This window comes from Chitinimonas prasina (assembly GCF_030160395.1).
GTDB lineage: Bacteria > Pseudomonadota > Gammaproteobacteria > Burkholderiales > Chitinimonadaceae > Chitinimonas > Chitinimonas prasina.
Genome location: NZ_BSOG01000001.1, coordinates 168,721 through 185,944, shown reverse-complemented (window position 1 = coordinate 185,944; position 17,224 = coordinate 168,721). Strand labels below are relative to the sequence as shown.

Genomic DNA, 17,224 nt, shown 5'->3' with positions numbered 1-17,224 from the left:
CTAGCCCTTCAGCACGCTCAAGGCCAACGCTTCTGCCACCTTGATGCCATCCACGCCGGCCGAGAGTATTCCGCCGGCGTAGCCTGCGCCCTCGCCGGCCGGGAACAGGCCACGGACGTTGAGGCTCTGGCAGTCCTCGCCTCGGGTAATACGAAGGGGGGAAGAGGTACGGGTCTCGACCCCGGTAAGGACGGCGTCGTGCATGTCGAAGCCCTTGATCTGCTTGCCGAAGGCCGGCAGTGCTTCGCGTACGGCCTCGATGGCGTAGGCGGGCAGGGCGGTATCGAGATTTCCCAGCTTGACCCCGGGCTTGTACGAGGGTTCCACGCTGCCCAACTGGGTAGAGGCGCGGTTGGCGATAAAGTCGCCCACCAGTTGGCCTGGCGCTTCGTAGTTGCCGCCCCCCAGCACGAAGGCGCGGGATTCCAGCTCGCGCTGGAACGCCACGCCGGCCATGACCCCGCCGGGGTAGTCGTCAGGGGTGATGCCGACCACGATGCCTGCGTTGGCATTGCGCTCATTGCGCGAATACTGGCTCATGCCATTGGTGACCACACGGTTGGGTTCTGAGGTCGCCGCTACCACCGTCCCGCCAGGGCACATGCAGAAGCTGTAGACCGACCGGCCGTTGCTGGCATGGTGTACCAGCTTGTAGTCGGCTGCGCCCAGCAGGGGGTGTCCGGCATGCTTGCCGAAGCGGGCCTGGTCGATCAGCGACTGTGGGTGTTCGATGCGGAAGCCGACCGAGAACGGCTTGGCCTCCATGAACACGCCACGGTCATGCAGGACCTGGAAGGTATCGCGGGCACTATGGCCCAGTGCCATGACGACATGGTCGGTACGCAGCTGTTCGCCGCTTTCCAGGACCAGTCCGCGTATGGCACCGTCTTCGATCAGGATATCGGTTACTTTTTGCTCGAAGCGGACCTCGCCCCCCAAGGCCGTGATGGTCTCGCGCATTCTTTCGACCATGCCGACCAGGCGGAAGGTACCGATGTGCGGCTTGCTGACGTAAAGAATCTCGTCGGGTGCGCCAGCCTTGACGAATTCGGCCAGTACCTTGCGGCCCAGATGGCGCGGATCCTTGATCTGGCTGTAGAGCTTACCGTCGGAGAAGGTACCGGCACCGCCTTCGCCGAACTGCACGTTGGATTCCGGATTGAGCACATTCTTGCGCCACAGCCCCCAGGTGTCCTTGGTACGCTGGCGCACCTCCTTGCCACGCTCCAGCACGATGGGGTTGAAGCCCATTTGCGCTAGCAGCAGCGCGGCAAAGATGCCGCAGGGGCCAAACCCCACTACCACCGGCCGGTGCTGCAGGTTGGCAGGCGCCTGGCCCACGAAATGGTAACTGGTGTCGGGCGAGGGGCCGATCTTGTTATCGCCGGCCATGCGCTTGAGTAGGGCGGCCTCGTTGGCGACCGTGATATCCAGGGTGTAGATCAGGGTCAATGGATGACCACGGCGGGCGTCGTAGCTGCGCTTGAACACCTCGAATGCCAACAGCTCGGCAGGCTTGATCTTGAGCCGCTGGGCAATGGCTGCCGGCAAGGCTTCGGGAGCATGGTCTAGTGGCAGGCGGAGTTCGTTCAGGCGCAGCATGGTGTTTCCAGTCGGGAAGGCAAGTTCACGGCAGGGTTTGGCCTGCCGGTTCAGCGTAATGCAAAGCCGCCGGACACGAGGCCGGCGGCAACACCCTCTATTGTAAGGCATCCTTGGGTGAAGAGCCTGATATGAACTTTCAGCCGCTATCGTGTTGATGCCTGCAAGCACTGCGCCGTCATGGTGAGTTTGCCTACAAACCGCCATGGTGTTTATGGCATAGTGCGCGCCCCAGCACTGCACGAAGAAAAACATGAAGCAACACCGTCGCATGTCCCGTCGCCAGCACCTGTCGCGCCTGCTGGTGCCATGCACCCTGGCTTGGTCGGCCGCGGCAGCCGATGTCGGCGAAGGTGCGCTTGTGCCGCCAGCGCAACCGCCTAGCGAGACCTTGATCGTGAGTGGCAAAAAGGCGGGGGAAACCGATCTGCGTCGTCAGTCCACGGCAGGCAAGATCGTGGTGGGCCGGGAGGAGATCAGCCGCTATGGCGATAGCGGGCTGGGGGATGTGCTCAAGCGCTTGCCAGGACTGAGCGTCTCGGGCTCGGGCCGTAGCCTGCAGGTACGCATGCAGGGCATGGGTAGCGCCTATACCCAGATACTGATCAATGGCGAGCCGATAGCCCGTGGATTCTCGCTGGATACGCTGACGCCTTCGCAGATCGAGCGCATCGAGATACTGCGCGCGCCCACCGCTGAATACAGCGCCCAGGCCATGGGCGGCATACTCAATATCGTGCTGCGCGAAGGCAGCCGCAAGCAGACGGCAGAGCTGAGCTTGCGGGGCCGCTATAGCGAGCAGGATCACTATGCCCAGCCCCAGTTCAATCTGCAGCGCTCGGACCAGTTGGACCGGTTGGGCTACACCGTGGGTGCCCTGCTGCGCCATTACGACCAGACCGAGCACGACACTTGGCAGCAGATGCAACGCTACAGTGCTGCCGGGCTGCAGCAGCAGGATGAGCTGACGCTAGATCGCTATAGCGCGCGCGGCGTGTTGTTCAATCTGATGCCGCGACTCAACTGGCGCTACGGCGAAGGCGATAGCCTGAGCCTGCAGATGCTGCTGTCCCACAATGAGGATAAAGGCCAAGGTGAGGTGCAGCGCCGGTCTTTGCTGGCGGGTACGGCGCCTGACTATGATGGCTCGCTGGGCAGTGTGGACTGGCGTTGGGGGCGGGCGCAGGGCACCTTGATACGGCAGATGCCGTTGCTGGATGGTGGCAAGCTGTCGCTGCGCTGGATGGTCGGACAGGGCAGTAGCCATGAGGACAACCGGCGGGTGTTCAGTGGCGTGCTACCGCCTGGCACACCGATGGTGGTCCACGAGAGGCAGCACAATCGTGACGTCAGGCTGGCGCACAGCGGAAAATGGTCGCTGCCCTTGAGCGAGGCTGAGCACAAGCTGGAACTGGGTTACGAGACCGAGTGGAAGCAACGGCGAGAGCACAAGACCCGACTGGCGGACGGGGTGGACATGGACGCGGGGCTGGGGCGTGAGTTGACGGCCTCGACCTGGCTGTTGGCTGCCTATGGGCAGGATGAGTGGTCGGTGAACGAACAATGGTCCATCTATGCTGGCCTGCGTTGGGAGCAATTGGTCAGCCGCAGCCGCGATGCCCAGGCCAGCCTGGACCGTCGTAGCCGCGTGCTGAGCCCCAGCCTGCAGACCTTGTGGCGATTGCCGCAGAGCAAGCAGGACCAGCTACGCTTTGGCGTATCGCGCAGCTATGCCGTGCCAGACCTGGGCAGCCTGCTGACCAAGCCACGGCGGGTGGACGACAATACCGAGCTGACGCCGGACCTGGCGGGCAATGCGGCACTCAAGCCGGCACTGGCCTGGAAGTTCAATGCGGCCTACGAGCACTATCTGAGCAAGAACGGCATGCTGAGCGCTGCCCTGAACCACCAGCAGATACAGGATATGGTACGGCAACGTACAGGCAGGGAAGGGGAGCGCTGGGTGCGCCGCCCCTACAACCTTGGCCGGGCCAGCCTGACAGGCGTGGAGCTGGAGGCCAAGTTTACGCTGGCCGAGCTGATGGAACAGGCCATACCCCTTGACCTGCAACTGGCCTATAGCCGCTACTGGTCGCAGGTACACGACCTGCCGGGGCCTGACAATAGACTGGAGGATCAGGAAAGCGAACGCCTGAAGCTGGGGATGGATTACCGGCTGGCGTCGCTGCCCTTGACGCTGGGGGGCAGTTACAACTGGTCGCCCGGCCAGATGGTGCAACTGGAGGCCGGTACCCGTCGCCGCAAGGGTCGCGAGCGCTCGCTGGACATGTATGCGGCGTGGCGGTTCAGCCCACAGGTGCAACTGCGGCTGACCGCCAACCAACTGGGTGCCGGTGACGCACGGCAGACCGAGTCACGGCAGACCGAGGCGGGCCGGAGCGAGCAGCACAGCGTGGAGCGTAACGCGGCCTATTGGTCGGCCACTCTGGAACTAAAGTACTGATCGGAAAACTGTTTAGGTCTGCAGGCCGGAGAGGGCATGGGGTAGAATGCGGCTGCCATGCTTACTACCCAGGTCCACTGATGTCCGCTCGTCCCGATTCGCCCTGTGTGGCACGTTGTTCTACCGCCCTGGGGGACGAAACCTGCATGGGTTGCGGCCGCAGCTTTATCGAGGTGGCGCAATGGGTGGCCATGACGGATGCCCAGAAGGAGGCCGTATGGCAAAGACTGACGGCCTACTGGGCCGCCCGTGGCGAGCCGCCACCCTGGCTGGCGCGCGGCCGCAATGAGTCAGAAACATTGAATTGGGACTGAGAGCCTGTTATGAACTTAAGTCATTGACTGTTGATGTCGGGCTGTGCGGGCGCCAGGGAAACCCTGGCGCTATGCGTTAAAGCAGCCTGATACAGTAGGCTCTCCGCTGATTTAATCCACACCCTCCGCCCTCGCTCGGCGACGGAAGTCCACGTTGCACGGTGCGTGGAGAGAACCTCGCTGGCGCTCGACATCACTTTGCAGTATGTGGGTGCGGCTAGCTTGCACCACAACGGCAGAAGTTTTTGTCAGCGCGCTTAATTGACCAGCCGCCCGCCGCTGGTAAATACCGCCAGATCCACCAGGCTCAGCGCCCGTCGACGGGTGCTGTCCAGTTGTAATCGCACTCCCCCCATATCGCTACGGTAGCTGGCCAGGCTCTGGTGCAGCTTGAACGGGCTGGCATCGCCACCGCTCTTGCGCAAGGCATCCACCAGCATGCGTGCCGCCATATAGCCTTCCATGGAGGCATAGCTGGGCGGCTCGTCGCGGTATTTCTTGAGGGTGCCGACAAACTCGCGTGCCACGGCGGAGGTCGGATTGTAGGGTGAGGGCACCAGGGCGCTGATGGCTACCCAGCGAGCCGCCTCTGGCCCCAGGAACTCCTGCAAGGTCTGCGGATTGATCCAGCTCAGGGCGTAGAAAGCGGTACCTGGGCGGCGCTGCTGGTAGGCCTGCACAAAGGCAGCCGAGGCAATGGTGGGCGCGGCCAGGATGATGGCCTGTGGATTGATGCTCGCCAGCGTATCGGCCGCGCTGTCTACCTCCAGGCTGTTGCTGGCCAGCCTGACCCGCCCCACCAGCTGGGTCTTGCTGCCTTGCAACTGCTGAATAATTTCCACGCCGGCAGCTCGGCCCAGGGCATCGTCGCCAGTCACCAGGGCAATCCGGTTCAGGCCCGAGCTGGTGGCAATGCGGCTGATCTTGGCCAGCTCGTCGGCAGAACTGGCACGCAGGTAATAGACCGGGTTGGCTGAGGGCAGATTGATGCCCACATAGGGGGCAACCATAGGTATGCCCTGGCTGGCAATGCTGCGGTCGGCCAGCACGGCCTTGACGTTGTCGGCACCAAAATAGCCGAACAGGGCGGCAGGCGCATACTGGGCCACGCCCTTGCGGCTGAGCGCCACGGTATTGGCCTGTTCTCCCTTGTCGTCTTCCACCACCAGCTTGACCTCACGTCCAGCGATACCGCCTTTGGCATTCAGTTGGTCCAGGTAAACCTGGGCGCCGGTGACAAAGTCGCGGCCGGTGTCGCCATTGGGGCCGGACAGGTCGGTTACCTGCAATATATGGATGGGGTTACCTGCAGCCATGGGCTGCAGGTGTATCAGGGCCAGTATCACGCCGGCCAGCAGTAGAGGAGTGCGCATGCCAGATCACCTTGCAGATTGCGAATGGTGACAGTGTGGCGGGCAAATATTGTGGCCTGATGAAGGAAGCGCTAATAAAGCAGGGCGAGGTACCTATTCTTCTGCTTCTGCTTCTGCTTCTGCTTCTGCTTCTGCTTCTGCATTGCGCATGCGCGTGAGCACTTCCTGTACGGCTGCCTCGCGGTCTGCCTCGCTCAGTTCGAGATTGTTCTGCTCTGCTGCGGCATCCACCATCTTGCGCGCCAATTCTTCCTGGCTGTCCGTGGAATCGGCCGTCACTTCGTCCGCAGTCTCTTCTATTGTGGCAGGCGTCACACCGGCCTTGAACGGGCTGCGGGTAAAGCCGCTGAACCCAGAGGAGATCGTCAGCAAGATGGCTACTGTGGCACCTGCGATCACCCAGGGGCCGTTCGGTTCATTGGGGGCGCCGTAGTCATTGGTATCGGCATTGCCGGGAACAACCCATAAGGCTAACGAGCCGATGAGGATGATGGCATACACCACCATGGCCGCCTTGGGCGAGCCGGTGATCAGCATCAGGCCGCTGAGCGGGAACAGCAGCAGCCATTTGCCGCTGAGGCCGATATCGTGCAGCCGCAATGCCATATAGCGCAGGCCGAATATCGGCACCAGGACGACCATCGCAACAAGGGCAACCCAGCCCAATGCCAAAGCGCCCAGGATGGCGGCGAGCACCAGGGGAAACAGGAAGGCCGTGCTGTAGGCGATATAGCGCAGGCGGTTGAGGCGGCCTTCAAAGCTGAAAGAGAAGAAAGCCGGGGTACGCGTTTCTTCCTGCTGCTCCTCCGTTCGGCCTGGCTGCCGCCGATACGGGTTGCCATCGGCGGTATCGCGCGCCGTGGGCTTGGGTTCGCGCGCGGCAGCCATCATCCGTGGCATGTCGGCGCCGCATTCACGGCAGAGCGTACGCTTGGGCTGCACAAACTGGCAGGAGGGACAGGTGATGGTTTCCACCTCAGGCACCGGCGCTGCCGCTACGGGCGGTACTGCCGGCGCAGGTGATGGCTCGGGCGCCAATGGCGCGACAGGTGCCAGGCTCAAGGGCGCCGTGGTAGGTGCCTGTACCACTGGGGCGTGTAGCACTTCCACGCCTATCTCTCCCAGTACCTGCTGATAGCGCGGTAGGGCAGCAATGGGCAGGGCCTTTTTGATTACCGTGGGCTGGCCTGCCAGCATGGCCTGGGCTTTTTCCTCACTGACCTTGAGCAGCTGCGCAAGGGCGGCGACGGCGGTAGCGTGTTGATAGCCCGGCAGCAACAGGCCGCTGAGTGAGAGTTGAACGTGGTCGGACATGGCGGAGCGAGCAGGTGAATAAACAAACGAGCCGCGCATCATCCCTGTCTATGTAGAGGCTGGCAAGCTTGTTCTGCACCGGTTGGTACGCCCACTGGGGTGTTCTAAGTATTTGATTTGCCTGGCTTGGTTATGACTTCGTCATTGGGCGTTGCTGATGGCGGATTTTCCGGGGGGCGCCAGACATTTCGTCGGCACTGTACGTCATTCGCGCCTGTCTAGCTGCACTTGGTCGCAAGCCGGTCGCGACTTGCCGGGCACTCAGCCACTATGCCAACCATGCAAGGCGGGCTGGGGCCTGCCAGATAAACCAACCAGGAGTCATACCATGCAACGCAACCAATTGAACGACCTGTTCCAGTCCGGCCTGATTCTGGGTCTGCTGGCCTTGTTCAGTGTCGCCATCGTGTCCGATCTGCGCCAGCCTGCAACCCAGCAGGATGCCGCGCAGCAGCAAGTGGCGCAGACCGCCAAGGCGGCTCGCCATGCTTGAGCCACTAGCGATAGTTTCCCCACCGGGGCCGGGCGGCAGAACTCGATGCTTGCCGCCAGCCCACTGAGCAGCCCGTGAGTTCCCTCACGGGCTGTTTTGTTTTGCGGCCAGGGGTTAGGTGGTGATCTGGAGCTCTTCGGCCTGCTCGCGCAATTGTCGGTAGTGCGCCAGCAGCGTGCGGCGATCCGATGAGACTGCTTCGTCCGTCAGCGCACCGCAGGCACGCAGGGTGTCATGGTGCTGGGTGACAGCATCCAACAGCCAGTCGCATCGGGCCAGGGTACGGGGGGTGCAGGTCTGGCCGCGTAGATCGTCATCCAGGTCCAGCCGGTGCGAACGCCAGCCTTCTTGCCAGTACAGCGCCTCCAGCTCGCCTTTGAGCGCCTGGCGCCAGTGCTTGATGATGGCATCCAGCCAGTCGCGCACATCCAGCGTAGCGCCTGCTGCGTTCAAGTCCGCGCGCAGCCGTAGATAGCATTCCAGCGCAATTTCCTTCTCCAGCCGGAATGCCGCCAGGGTGGCATCCTGCCCCTGGGTCTGTTCCAGTTGCAGCAACCAGGCAAAGTAGTTGCGGGTCTCGAAGCGCTCGGCCAGGTGGTGCTGGGGCACATCGTTGCCCATGCCGGCCGAATTGAACTGGCGCAGGGGATCAAACCGGTACATATAGCCAAAGTCGAACAGCCAAAGCTGTCGGCCGTCATCCAGCAGATTGCCTGGGCAGTAGTCCCATTCAAACAGGCCATGGCGTAGCAGCTCGGCACCGCTGTCGAACAACTGCAGCAGCCTGCGTTCGTCCCACTGCTGCACCGTGCCGCCCTCTATCCACGGCGAAACGATGATGCCATGGGCCAGCGAGCCATACAGCGTTGGTACCATGCCGGCAAAGCCGCCGTGGCGGGCCTGGATTTCGGCAATGTCACGCCGCCGCTGCAGCTCATTCAGGAACGAAGTCTGGCCGTCCAGGTTTTGCACCAGGCATTGCGGCCGGGCTTTCTTGATGGCATAGGCCACGCCACCCTGCTCTAGGTGATGCACCCAGGCGGTAAGGCCAGACGATAGCGTAGCCAGCACCCCGTCATCGCCGGGCACCAGTGCTGCCAGCTGGGTCGGGTTGCGTGGGCAGAGGCCGGGATGGCCGAGTTCAATATCCTGGCCGCTGGCGATAAAGGCCAACTGGGCCTGGTGGCGTAGGCTGTCTAGGGTAGGCATGCCGGGCATGATACCGGGGTAGTCATAAACTACCGAGTACAGGCCCAGCTTAGCTCATCGTCACCCAGTGATGGCTGGAGTCCACCACAGGCGCTCAATTCGTGCTGGGGCGCGTCATTTCCAGCGGCACCATCCATTCGGCGTACTGCTGCTCGGTCAGGTAAGCCAGGGCCAGGGCGGCGGCCTTGAGGGTGGTGCCCTCCTTGTGGGCCTTCTTGGCGATCTCGGCGGCGCGGTCGTAGCCGATATGACGGTTGAGGGCGGTGACCAGCATCAGGTTCTTGTCGAGGTTTTCATTGATGCGCGCCAGCGCCGGGGCGATGCCTATGGCGCAATGCTCGCGGAAGGCATCGCAGGCGTCGCTGAGCAGGGTGATGCTCTCCAGCACGTTATGCACCATGACGGGCTTGTAGACGTTGAGCTGGAAATTGCCCTGGCTGCCGGCAAAGGCCACGGCGGCATCGTTGCCGTACACCTGTACGCACACCATGGTCATGGCTTCGCACTGGGTGGGGTTGACCTTGCCGGGCATGATGGACGAACCCGGTTCGTTCTCGGGTATGGTCAGCTCGCCTATGCCACAGCGCGGGCCGCTGGCCAGCCAGCGCACATCGTTGGCCATCTTCATCAGGCCGCCGGCCAGGGTACGCAAAGCGGCCGAGGTATTGACCAAGGCGTCGTGGGCTGACAAGGCAAAGAACTTGTCGGCAGCAGCGCGGAAAGGGTGGCCGGTCAGCTTGGCGATGTGCGCGGCGGTGCGATCGCCGAATTGCGGATGGGCATTCAGGCCCGTGCCAACGGCGGTGCCGCCGATGGCTAGGTCGTATAAGCCCGGCAGGGCGCTTTGTACGGTGGCGAGGCCAAAATCCAGCTGTGCCACCCAGGCGCCGATCTCCTGCCCCAGGGTAATGGGCGTGGCATCCTGCAAGTGGGTGCGGCCGGTCTTGACCAGGCCGGCGTGCTGGGCCGCCTTGTCGGCAAGTACATCGCGCAACTGGCCTACGGCGGGAAACAGGCGGCGTGCCAGCTCCTCAACCACCGTAATATGCATGGCTGTAGGGAAGGTATCGTTGGACGACTGGCCGCGATTGACATGGTCGTTGGGGTGCACGGGCTGCTTGCTGCCCAGCGTGCCACCGGCCAGCTCGATGGCACGGTTGGCGATCACCTCGTTGGCATTCATGTTCGATTGGGTGCCGGAGCCCGTCTGGAATACCACCAGGGGGAAGTGGTCATCCAGTTTGCCCGCGATGACCTCGTCGGCTGCCGCCACGATCAGCCGGGCCGGTTCGGCCGCCAGTTCACCCAGTTCGGCATTGGCTTCGGCGGCGGCACGCTTGAGCAAGCCCAGCGCACGGATGACTGGCCGCTGCCAGCGAAAGCGGTCCACACCGATAGGAAAATTATGGATGGAACGCTGGGTTTGCGCCCCCCAGTATCGGTCGGCGGCGACGTCAACGGCGCCCATGGAATCGGTTTCGGTGCGATGCTGGCTCATGCGGGATTGTCCTGAAAGCGTACGCGAGAAGCCCCACCCAGTTAGGGGTGTAGGGCTAGATGAGAATAATTCTATTGTATTGCGCCAGCGTAGTCACCCCGGCGCAGCGCGTCGTAGCTGATGCCCAGTTCTGCGCGATAGCTTGCATCCAGCTCGCCGCGTTTGATACGGGCCTGTACCTCTTGTTCATAGCGCTCGAACAAGGGGGCCAGGTGGGGTTTGTAAAAATGCTGCTGCGGTTGTGCGGCAATCAGCGGCGGCAACATCCGTATCTTCAGCTTCTTGCTTTTGGCAACCTGGCGCATCCAGATCAGGTCGTCGAACATGACGTCTACCCGGCGCGCAGCCAGCTGGCGTACCCCATCTATGGCGTCCCCCACCATGACACTGTGCCAGCCGAGGTAGCCATGTATGGGCGCAGGGTAGATATAGTCGGTCACCATGGCGACCCGCAGGCCGTTGAACTGTGCCAACTGCTCATAGCGCTGCAGGGGTGATTGCTGCGGCACCCAGGCACCCACTAGCCAGAACTCGGTGGGAATATTGGTGGCCAGCCAGTGGGCGGGCAGAGCTTCCTTGTCGCCAAACAGCATGATGTCGATGCGGCCTGCATGGGCTGCTGCCACACAGCGGCTCTGGGTGGCCGATTGCAGCTTGAGGCTTAGGCCCATGTCGTTGAATATCTCTCGCATCAATGCCACCGTGATGCCGTAGTGGCCCCGCTCCGGGGTATAGGCAGCATAGGGCGCCCAGTCATCGAAGCAGACGGTGAATTGTTCACGCGCCTGGGCTGATGCCAGGGTAAGCCAGAGAAGCAATAACGCGGCAAGGCGACGCATGGTGGTGTGCGATCCGTAATTCCCGTTATTGAGGTTTAGTGTGTTTGCCGACAATTGGCAGTATTAAATGGTTCCGGCCGGTCTTGCTGGCTTGCTATGGTGTATGCACTATGATGCAAGTATCGCAATTGTTGCCCTATCAGAAAGTGTCTGCCCATGAGCAAGCCGGTACTGATTGTCGACGATAGCCGCGTGTCGCGCATGCTGGCGCGCGCCTATCTGGAGGAGATGCGCCCTGGCTGGGTTTTCTTTGAAGCAGCCAATGGCGACGAGGCCATCGCGGTGGCTGAGCGTGAGCCCATAGAGCTGGTGACGCTGGATGTGAATATGCCCGGCATGTCCGGCCTGGCTGCTGGTGAACGCATCCTGCAGATACGGCCGGGTATCCACGTGGTGGTGCTGACGGCCAATGTGCAGAGCAGTGTGCGGCAGCGGGCCGAGACCCTGGGCATGCACTTTCTGCAGAAACCGGTGACCGAAGCCACCATTACCCGTTTGCTGGAGTTGGTGGAGGGCGAATGAACAACTACCTCAGCCCGCTGCAGCATGATGCGCTATGCGAGATTTTTAATATCAGCGTAGGGCGAGCTGCGGCTGCCATGAGTGGATTGGTGGGCGAAGAGGTCAGCCTGTCGGTGCCGGCCATGCGGTTTTGCCGGCTAGCTGAATTGAATGACCGTATAGGTTGGGCGCAGTGGCGCCATGTGGATGCCGTGGCTCAGCATTTTGCCGGCAGCTTTGATGGCGATGCCCTGCTGATGTTTGCCGACGACGATGGCGAAGAAGTGGTCCGCCTGATGCTCAATTCGCTGAAGCAGCCGGTGGATGTCGAAGCGCTGACCAAAGATGCTCTGGCCGAGGTAGGCAATGTACTGCTGACCGCCTGCCTCTCTGCCCTGGCCGATATCATGGCCGAGGATTTCGATTACTCGCTCCCCAGCCTTTGCAGCGGTAAGGGGGTAGATGTGCTGCTGCAGCGGGGGGCCGAGCCGGAATGCCAGGTACTGTTCCTGCACATACAGTTTCTGCTCGAAACCAAACGCATTGAAGGCTATCTGGCGTTCTTGCTGGGTGTCTCCTCGCTGGATGGCTTGCGCAACGGGGTCGACCGGTTCCTGGGGCACCTGGGGGCGGCGGTCAATCACGGATGAGCGACGCCATGCGCCCCAATGAATTGAGCATGACGGTGCTGATGACACCGGACATGGCCAATTTCTCGGGCAACGTCCATGGTGGCGCCATACTCAAACTGCTTGATCAGGTGGCCTATGCCTGCGCCAGCCGCTATGCCGGCAGCTATGTGGTGACGCTGTCGGTGGATCAGGTCACCTTTGCCCAGCCCATCCATGTGGGCGAGTTGGTCACCTTTCTGGCCAGCGTCAACTACACCGGCCGCAGCTCCATGGAAATCGGCATCAAGGTAGTGGCCGAGCATGTGCGCCAGGGCAGCGTACGCCATACCAACAGCTGTTTCTTTACCATGGTGGCGGTAGACGACGACGGTAAGCCCGTTGCAGTGCCACCGCTGGCACTGGATAGTGCCGAAGCCCGTCGGCGCTATAGCGAGGCCCAGCTCAGACGTCAGCACCGGCTGGATTATGCCGAGCAGCGCGAAGCCATGAAGCAGGGCACCAGCCAGGCCAAGGCCCCGGGTTGATCAGGCTACGCCCAGGCGTGCTTGGCCGGTTCGCCTACCAGTCGTTCTCATCCAGGCCTAGTACCGGCAGGCGCATGCCAGGGTCCTGTCGGTAGAACTGGCGCAATTGCTCGTAGATGGCCGGGTACTCGGCATGCAGCAGGTGCGGCAACTCAAAGAAGTATTCGGATAGCACGGCAAAGAACTCGGCCGGATTGGTCGCGCCATACGGGTCGATACGTACCGGCTCGCCGTAGTCCACCCTGCGGCGAAAATCCTGATAGCCCCGCTCGAAGGCACGGCTCCAATCGGCCTGCACCATGCCGGCATGCAAGGGCGGAAAACCATCGGCGCGGCCATTGAGCATGTCGAGCTTGTGGGCACACTCGTGTATCACCACATTGCGGCCATCCAGTGCCGGCCCCTGGCGGCTATCGGGCCAGGAAAGCAGGATGGGGCCATCGCTACGCGCCATGCCCGACACATTCTGCGCCCCCTCATGCATCAGACCCTGCTCATCGCGCCAGGCCTCGCGGCTGACAAAGGCGCCGGGGTAGATCACCACGTCGTGCCAGCCCTGGTAGGCCGTATCGTCGAGATTGATGATGGGCAGGCTGGCCTGCGCCGCGATGGTCAGCAAACGGTTCTGGCTCAGCGCAAAGCCATGCGCCCCACTGATGGCCTTGTGGCTCAGGAAGTGCCGCATGCGGTCTTCCAGCCTTTGCCACTCCTCTGTGCTGAGGCCTTGCAGCAAAGGCATCTGCCGGCCTAACTCCGGCCAGGCTGGGTTGGCCAGCGGGTCATGCTCGGGTTTGCGACTGAGGAAGTTAAACATGGTGGTATCGGTAGTAGTAGTACCGATCAGATGCAGCCGTAGTTGCCAAACACAAGAGGGGTCTACACTGGTGGGATACCGCCATCGCTGGCCTACTGTATGGAGCATGTCATGTCGCGTCTCGCCCGCAATACCTGCCTGATCCTCTTCACTGCTGCCGTCTGGGCCAACCCCACCATCCGGCCCGGCATGTGGTCCATTACCAGCAAGATGAATATGGAAGGCATGAAGGTCAATATCCCCCCGACGACCGTCAAGCAATGCATGAAGCCCGAAGATGCCCAGAACATGAGCCGCCCTAGCATGCCCAAGAGCCCGGATGGCAAGCCGCCGGCCTGCACCATGCTGAGCAACAGCATGACAGGCAACACCATGGTCTACCGCATGAAATGCACAGGTGCCCAGCCCAGCGAGATCAGCGGCAGCATGACCTTTGGCACGGACAGCTACAGTGGCAAGACCACCGTGGACAGCATGGGCCCGCAGGGACGGATGCGTATGAATACCGAGTTCAGCGCCAAGCGTTTGGGCGACTGTAAATAGCTGCAGTGATTATTGTGAAAGTCTTTGTAAGAAATGCATGGGCGGCTAGACCAAGGTGCACGGTGGATGCGTTCGGGCTCTGCCGGCAACCCCGGCTAATCAGCGTTGCCGACTCAACCCGATACCGCGCCGCCGATACCTCCCTACCTTTTCTCAGGAGCACAGCATGAACGCACGTACCCTCAAATCGGCCACTTCCTTCGCCCTCGCCGCAGGCGCCTTGGCACTGGCCGCTGGCGCCATGGCCGCCGATGCCCCCAAGGGCTCGTCCGGCAAGGCCGTTGCCGCCAACGACAAGGTGCACTGCTACAACGTGCACGACTGCAAGGGCAATAGCGACTGCAAGACCGCCGAGCATGGCTGCAAAGGCCAGAATGCCTGCAAGGGCCATGGCTTCAAGGCCGTGACCGCTAAGGAATGCCTCAGCAAGGGCGGCACCATAGGCGACCTGTAATAGGCCATGCCAGGCACCCGGCCCCTGGCTGCCAGACGGCGGCATGGCCCGGGTGCAGCGCACCAATAGCGCGCATTGCCTGCGCTGCGGCTGCCTGGCGGTTGCCGTAGCGATCTTCCTCTACACCGAGTTTCTGCCGCCATGTCCAAACCACCCCACGCCCCAGCCGGTTTTGGCCTGGGTTTGCGCACACCGCATTACCGGGATTTCCTCGAGTCTCCCCAGCGGGTCGACTGGCTGGAGATCATCAGCGACAACTTTCTGGTCGAGGGCGGCAAGCCGCTGGTGATGCTGGAGCGCATCAGGCGTGACTACCCCATGGCCATGCACGGCGTTGCCATGGCCATAGGCAGTGCGCAGGGGCTGGACAAGGTCTATCTGGCCCGCATCAAGCAGCTGGCAGACTGGCTGGAACCCATGTGGGTGTCGGATCACCTGTGCTGGACCGGTTTCGCCCCCCATGTGCTTCACGATCTCTACCCACTGCCCTATACCGAAGAGTGCGCCCGCCTGCTGGTGGCGCAAATACGGCAGGCCCAGGACATGCTGGGGCGCCGCCTGGTGTTGGAGAATGTCTCCAGCTATGTAGGCTACCGGGCCTCGCAGGTACAGGAATGGGAGTTTCTCCACCATGTGCTGGTCGAGGCCGATTGCGAGCTGCTGCTCGATGTGAACAATGTCTATGTCAGCAGCGTCAATCACGGTTTTTCCGCCCAGGCCTATCTGCAGGGCATCCCCGTGGACAGGGTGCGGCAGATCCACCTGGCCGGCCATTCGCGGGTGGATGAGCACATCATCGATACCCACGATCATCCCGTCGCCGCCCCGGTCTGGCAGCTCTATGCGCAGGCTTGCCAGCGCTTTGGCCAGGTGGCCACCATGATAGAGCGCGACGACAATATCCCACCCCTGGCCGACTTGCTGCAGGAGCTGGACCAAGCCCGCGCCATTGCCGCCGAGCACTGCAGCAGTAGCAGTGCCGTGGTGCCCGCCTTGCCCGCGTGGCAAGCCCAGGCTACCCAATATGCCGATTTGTTGCAGATCCAGCAGCAGGTGGCTGCACAGGTGCTGGACGATGTCTTACAAGGCATACCGGACTGCATCACGCCTGACGGCATCCTGGCGGGCGAGACGGGGATGGCGATCTACCACCACGCCTACCGGGCACGCCTGCTGGAAGTACTGGCGGATAGTTATGGCAAGACCGAAGCCTATCTGGGCAGCGAGCTGTTCCAGCAACTGGCGGCGCGCTATATAGCGGCCCAGCCACCCCGGCAGCGTAATCTGGGGCGCTATGGCGCGGGCCTGGCCGATGTGCTGGCGCAGGCTTACCCCGACAATCTGGAGCTGGCCGATCTGGCACGGCTGGAATGGGCCTTGCGCACCGTGTTCGACGCGGCCGACCAGGCCAGTTGGGACAGGCAGTCCATGGCGGGCGATGATGCTGAAGCCTGCTTGGGCCAGCCTGCCATCGTGCACCCTACGGTCAGCCTGCTGCCGGTACGCAGCAATGCCCTGGCCATCTGGCAGGCCATAGACGCCGACGAGGACGTACCGGAGGCTGAACGCTGGCCCCAGCCTCGCCAGATACTGGTCTGGCGCAAGGGTCTGCAGCCGCACTTTCGATCGATAGGCGAGGCGGAGGCGGCTTTTCTGATGACGCTGCAGCAGCAAGGCTGCAGCATTGCCGAACTGGCGGACGCCTGGGGCGGCACCCCGGCACTGCCCGACCCCGCTTGCCTGGCAGCTTGGCTGGCAAGCTGGTGGGATGACGCGTTGTTGAGCCGCACCGTGCCCAGCGATCAGGCCGGCGTGTCCGCTACGCCCACAGCCTCCCTGGTTGACCTCGCCTGAGCGGGCTTGGCGCCCAGCTGCTGCCAGGTCACAATCTTCAGCTCCCCCTCATAGGTCTCTACCAGGGCGGTCAGGCTCTCTACCCAATCGCCATCGTTGCAATAGAGTATGCCGTCGATTTCGCGCATCTCGGCCTTGTGGATATGGCCGCAGATCACGCCATCCAGCCCCCGTGCCTTGGCCTCGCGCGCCACGGCCTGCTCGAACTGGCTGACAAAGTTCACCGCCTTCTTCACCTTGTGCTTGAGGAACTGCGATAGCGACCAGTAGCCCAGCCCCAGCTTGGCCCGCACATGGTTGAACCAGCGGTTGAGCTTGAGCGTGACGGTATAGGCATGATCCCCCACGATGGCCAGCCAGCGCGCGCACTGGATCACCCCGTCGAACAGATCGCCATGCAGTACCAGCAGGCGGCGGCCATCGACGGTGGTATGGATGACCTCATCCTGGATATCGATACCGCCAAATGCCAGGCCGATGAACTGCCGCACCACCTCGTCATGATTGCCGGCGATATAGACCACCTGGGTGCCCTTGCGGGCCTTGCGCAGTATCTTCTGGATGACATCGTTGTGCTCTTGGTTCCAGTACCAGGATCGCTTGAGCGCCCAGCCGTCTATGATGTCGCCGACCAGATACAGATAGTCCGAATCGTTCTGCTTGAGAAAATCTAGCAGATAGGATGCCTGGCATCCTGCCGTGCCCAAATGCACGTCGGATATCCAGATACTGCGGTAGTGGTGGCTGGCGGGCTCGCTCACGGTCAGGCCAGGTAGTTGATCTCGACCCAGCATGC

Annotated in this window: 17 protein-coding genes; 9 read left to right on the top strand and 8 right to left on the bottom strand. The window is 62.2% G+C overall.

Annotated features, from left to right (window positions below; genetic code table 11):
• Nucleotides 1–1,602 (bottom strand): NAD(P)/FAD-dependent oxidoreductase, encoded by a 1,602-nt coding sequence (locus QQK16_RS00955; RefSeq protein WP_284194553.1) that lies wholly within the window; start codon nucleotides 1,600–1,602, stop codon nucleotides 1–3.
• A 253-nt stretch (nucleotides 1,603–1,855) separates the two neighbouring features.
• Between QQK16_RS00955 and QQK16_RS00950 the strand changes: the two genes are divergently transcribed.
• Together QQK16_RS00950 and QQK16_RS00945 are read left to right on the top strand one after the other, a co-directional pair.
• Nucleotides 1,856–4,066 carry a TonB-dependent receptor plug domain-containing protein gene (locus QQK16_RS00950; RefSeq protein WP_284194552.1) on the top strand — a complete coding sequence of 737 codons (2,211 nt, stop codon included), beginning with the start codon at nucleotides 1,856–1,858 and terminating at the stop codon, nucleotides 4,064–4,066.
• Nucleotides 4,067–4,146: 80 nt separating this feature from the next.
• On the top strand, nucleotides 4,147–4,380 hold the full coding sequence (locus tag QQK16_RS00945) for a DUF1289 domain-containing protein (RefSeq protein WP_308446970.1): 234 nt from the start codon (nucleotides 4,147–4,149) through the stop codon (nucleotides 4,378–4,380).
• A gap of 257 nt (nucleotides 4,381–4,637) precedes the next feature.
• Here QQK16_RS00945 and QQK16_RS00940 read toward each other — a convergent pair whose 3' ends face one another.
• Both QQK16_RS00940 and QQK16_RS00935 read right to left on the bottom strand, forming a co-directional pair.
• Nucleotides 4,638–5,753, bottom strand: a complete 1,116-nt coding sequence (locus tag QQK16_RS00940) for an ABC transporter substrate-binding protein (protein ID WP_284194551.1) — start codon at nucleotides 5,751–5,753, stop codon at nucleotides 4,638–4,640.
• Nucleotides 5,754–5,846: 93 nt separating this feature from the next.
• Nucleotides 5,847–7,067, bottom strand: a complete 1,221-nt coding sequence (locus QQK16_RS00935) for a DUF805 domain-containing protein (protein ID WP_284194550.1) — start codon at nucleotides 7,065–7,067, stop codon at nucleotides 5,847–5,849.
• 328 nt (nucleotides 7,068–7,395) lie between these two features.
• Between QQK16_RS00935 and QQK16_RS00930 the strand changes: the two genes are divergently transcribed.
• Nucleotides 7,396–7,560, top strand: a complete 165-nt coding sequence (locus QQK16_RS00930; RefSeq protein WP_284194549.1) for a hypothetical protein — start codon at nucleotides 7,396–7,398, stop codon at nucleotides 7,558–7,560.
• A 114-nt stretch (nucleotides 7,561–7,674) separates the two neighbouring features.
• Here QQK16_RS00930 and QQK16_RS00925 read toward each other — a convergent pair whose 3' ends face one another.
• From QQK16_RS00925 to QQK16_RS00915, 3 genes are all read right to left on the bottom strand, one after another.
• Nucleotides 7,675–8,769, bottom strand: a complete 1,095-nt coding sequence (locus tag QQK16_RS00925) for a hypothetical protein (RefSeq protein WP_284194548.1) — start codon at nucleotides 8,767–8,769, stop codon at nucleotides 7,675–7,677.
• Between the two features lie 94 nt (nucleotides 8,770–8,863).
• On the bottom strand, nucleotides 8,864–10,267 hold the full coding sequence (gene fumC / locus QQK16_RS00920) for a class II fumarate hydratase (RefSeq protein WP_284194547.1): 1,404 nt from the start codon (nucleotides 10,265–10,267) through the stop codon (nucleotides 8,864–8,866).
• Between the two features lie 71 nt (nucleotides 10,268–10,338).
• Nucleotides 10,339–11,106 (bottom strand): substrate-binding periplasmic protein, encoded by a 768-nt coding sequence (locus QQK16_RS00915; protein ID WP_284194546.1) that lies wholly within the window; start codon nucleotides 11,104–11,106, stop codon nucleotides 10,339–10,341.
• A gap of 156 nt (nucleotides 11,107–11,262) precedes the next feature.
• On the opposite strand from QQK16_RS00915, the gene QQK16_RS00910 reads away from it, so the two are divergent.
• From QQK16_RS00910 to QQK16_RS00900, 3 genes are read left to right on the top strand one after another with little or no spacing between them, the layout of a single operon-like run.
• Nucleotides 11,263–11,628: a response regulator gene (locus tag QQK16_RS00910; protein WP_284194545.1), complete on the top strand. Its 366-nt coding sequence runs from the start codon at nucleotides 11,263–11,265 to the stop codon at nucleotides 11,626–11,628.
• Nucleotides 11,625–12,257: a chemotaxis protein CheX gene (locus QQK16_RS00905; RefSeq protein ID WP_284194544.1), complete on the top strand. Its 633-nt coding sequence runs from the start codon at nucleotides 11,625–11,627 to the stop codon at nucleotides 12,255–12,257. The genes QQK16_RS00910 and QQK16_RS00905 overlap by 4 nt, the downstream gene beginning before the upstream one ends.
• Nucleotides 12,254–12,763, top strand: a complete 510-nt coding sequence (locus tag QQK16_RS00900; RefSeq protein WP_439954221.1) for an acyl-CoA thioesterase — start codon at nucleotides 12,254–12,256, stop codon at nucleotides 12,761–12,763. The genes QQK16_RS00905 and QQK16_RS00900 overlap by 4 nt, the downstream gene beginning before the upstream one ends.
• A 34-nt stretch (nucleotides 12,764–12,797) precedes the next feature.
• On the opposite strand, the gene QQK16_RS00895 is transcribed toward QQK16_RS00900, so the two are convergent.
• Nucleotides 12,798–13,577, bottom strand: a complete 780-nt coding sequence (locus tag QQK16_RS00895) for a zinc-dependent peptidase (RefSeq protein WP_284194542.1) — start codon at nucleotides 13,575–13,577, stop codon at nucleotides 12,798–12,800.
• A 111-nt stretch (nucleotides 13,578–13,688) separates the two neighbouring features.
• Here QQK16_RS00895 and QQK16_RS00890 point away from each other — a divergent pair, with 111 nt between their 5' ends.
• The 3 genes from QQK16_RS00890 (at nucleotide 13,689) to bufB (ending at nucleotide 16,428) form a co-directional block, all read left to right on the top strand.
• Nucleotides 13,689–14,120 carry a DUF3617 domain-containing protein gene (locus QQK16_RS00890; protein ID WP_284194541.1) on the top strand — a complete coding sequence of 144 codons (432 nt, stop codon included), beginning with the start codon at nucleotides 13,689–13,691 and terminating at the stop codon, nucleotides 14,118–14,120.
• A 166-nt stretch (nucleotides 14,121–14,286) separates the two neighbouring features.
• Nucleotides 14,287–14,574, top strand: a complete 288-nt coding sequence (gene bufA2 / locus QQK16_RS00885) for a BufA2 family periplasmic bufferin-type metallophore (protein WP_284194540.1) — start codon at nucleotides 14,287–14,289, stop codon at nucleotides 14,572–14,574.
• Between the two features lie 141 nt (nucleotides 14,575–14,715).
• Nucleotides 14,716–16,428 carry an MNIO family bufferin maturase gene (gene bufB / locus QQK16_RS21195; RefSeq protein ID WP_308446969.1) on the top strand — a complete coding sequence of 571 codons (1,713 nt, stop codon included), beginning with the start codon at nucleotides 14,716–14,718 and terminating at the stop codon, nucleotides 16,426–16,428.
• Here bufB and QQK16_RS00870 read toward each other — a convergent pair.
• Complete coding sequence (locus QQK16_RS00870) at nucleotides 16,377–17,222, bottom strand: UDP-2,3-diacylglucosamine diphosphatase (RefSeq protein ID WP_308446968.1); 846 nt, start codon at nucleotides 17,220–17,222, stop codon at nucleotides 16,377–16,379. The genes bufB and QQK16_RS00870 overlap by 52 nt on opposite strands.
• Nucleotides 17,223–17,224 lie beyond the last annotated feature (2 nt).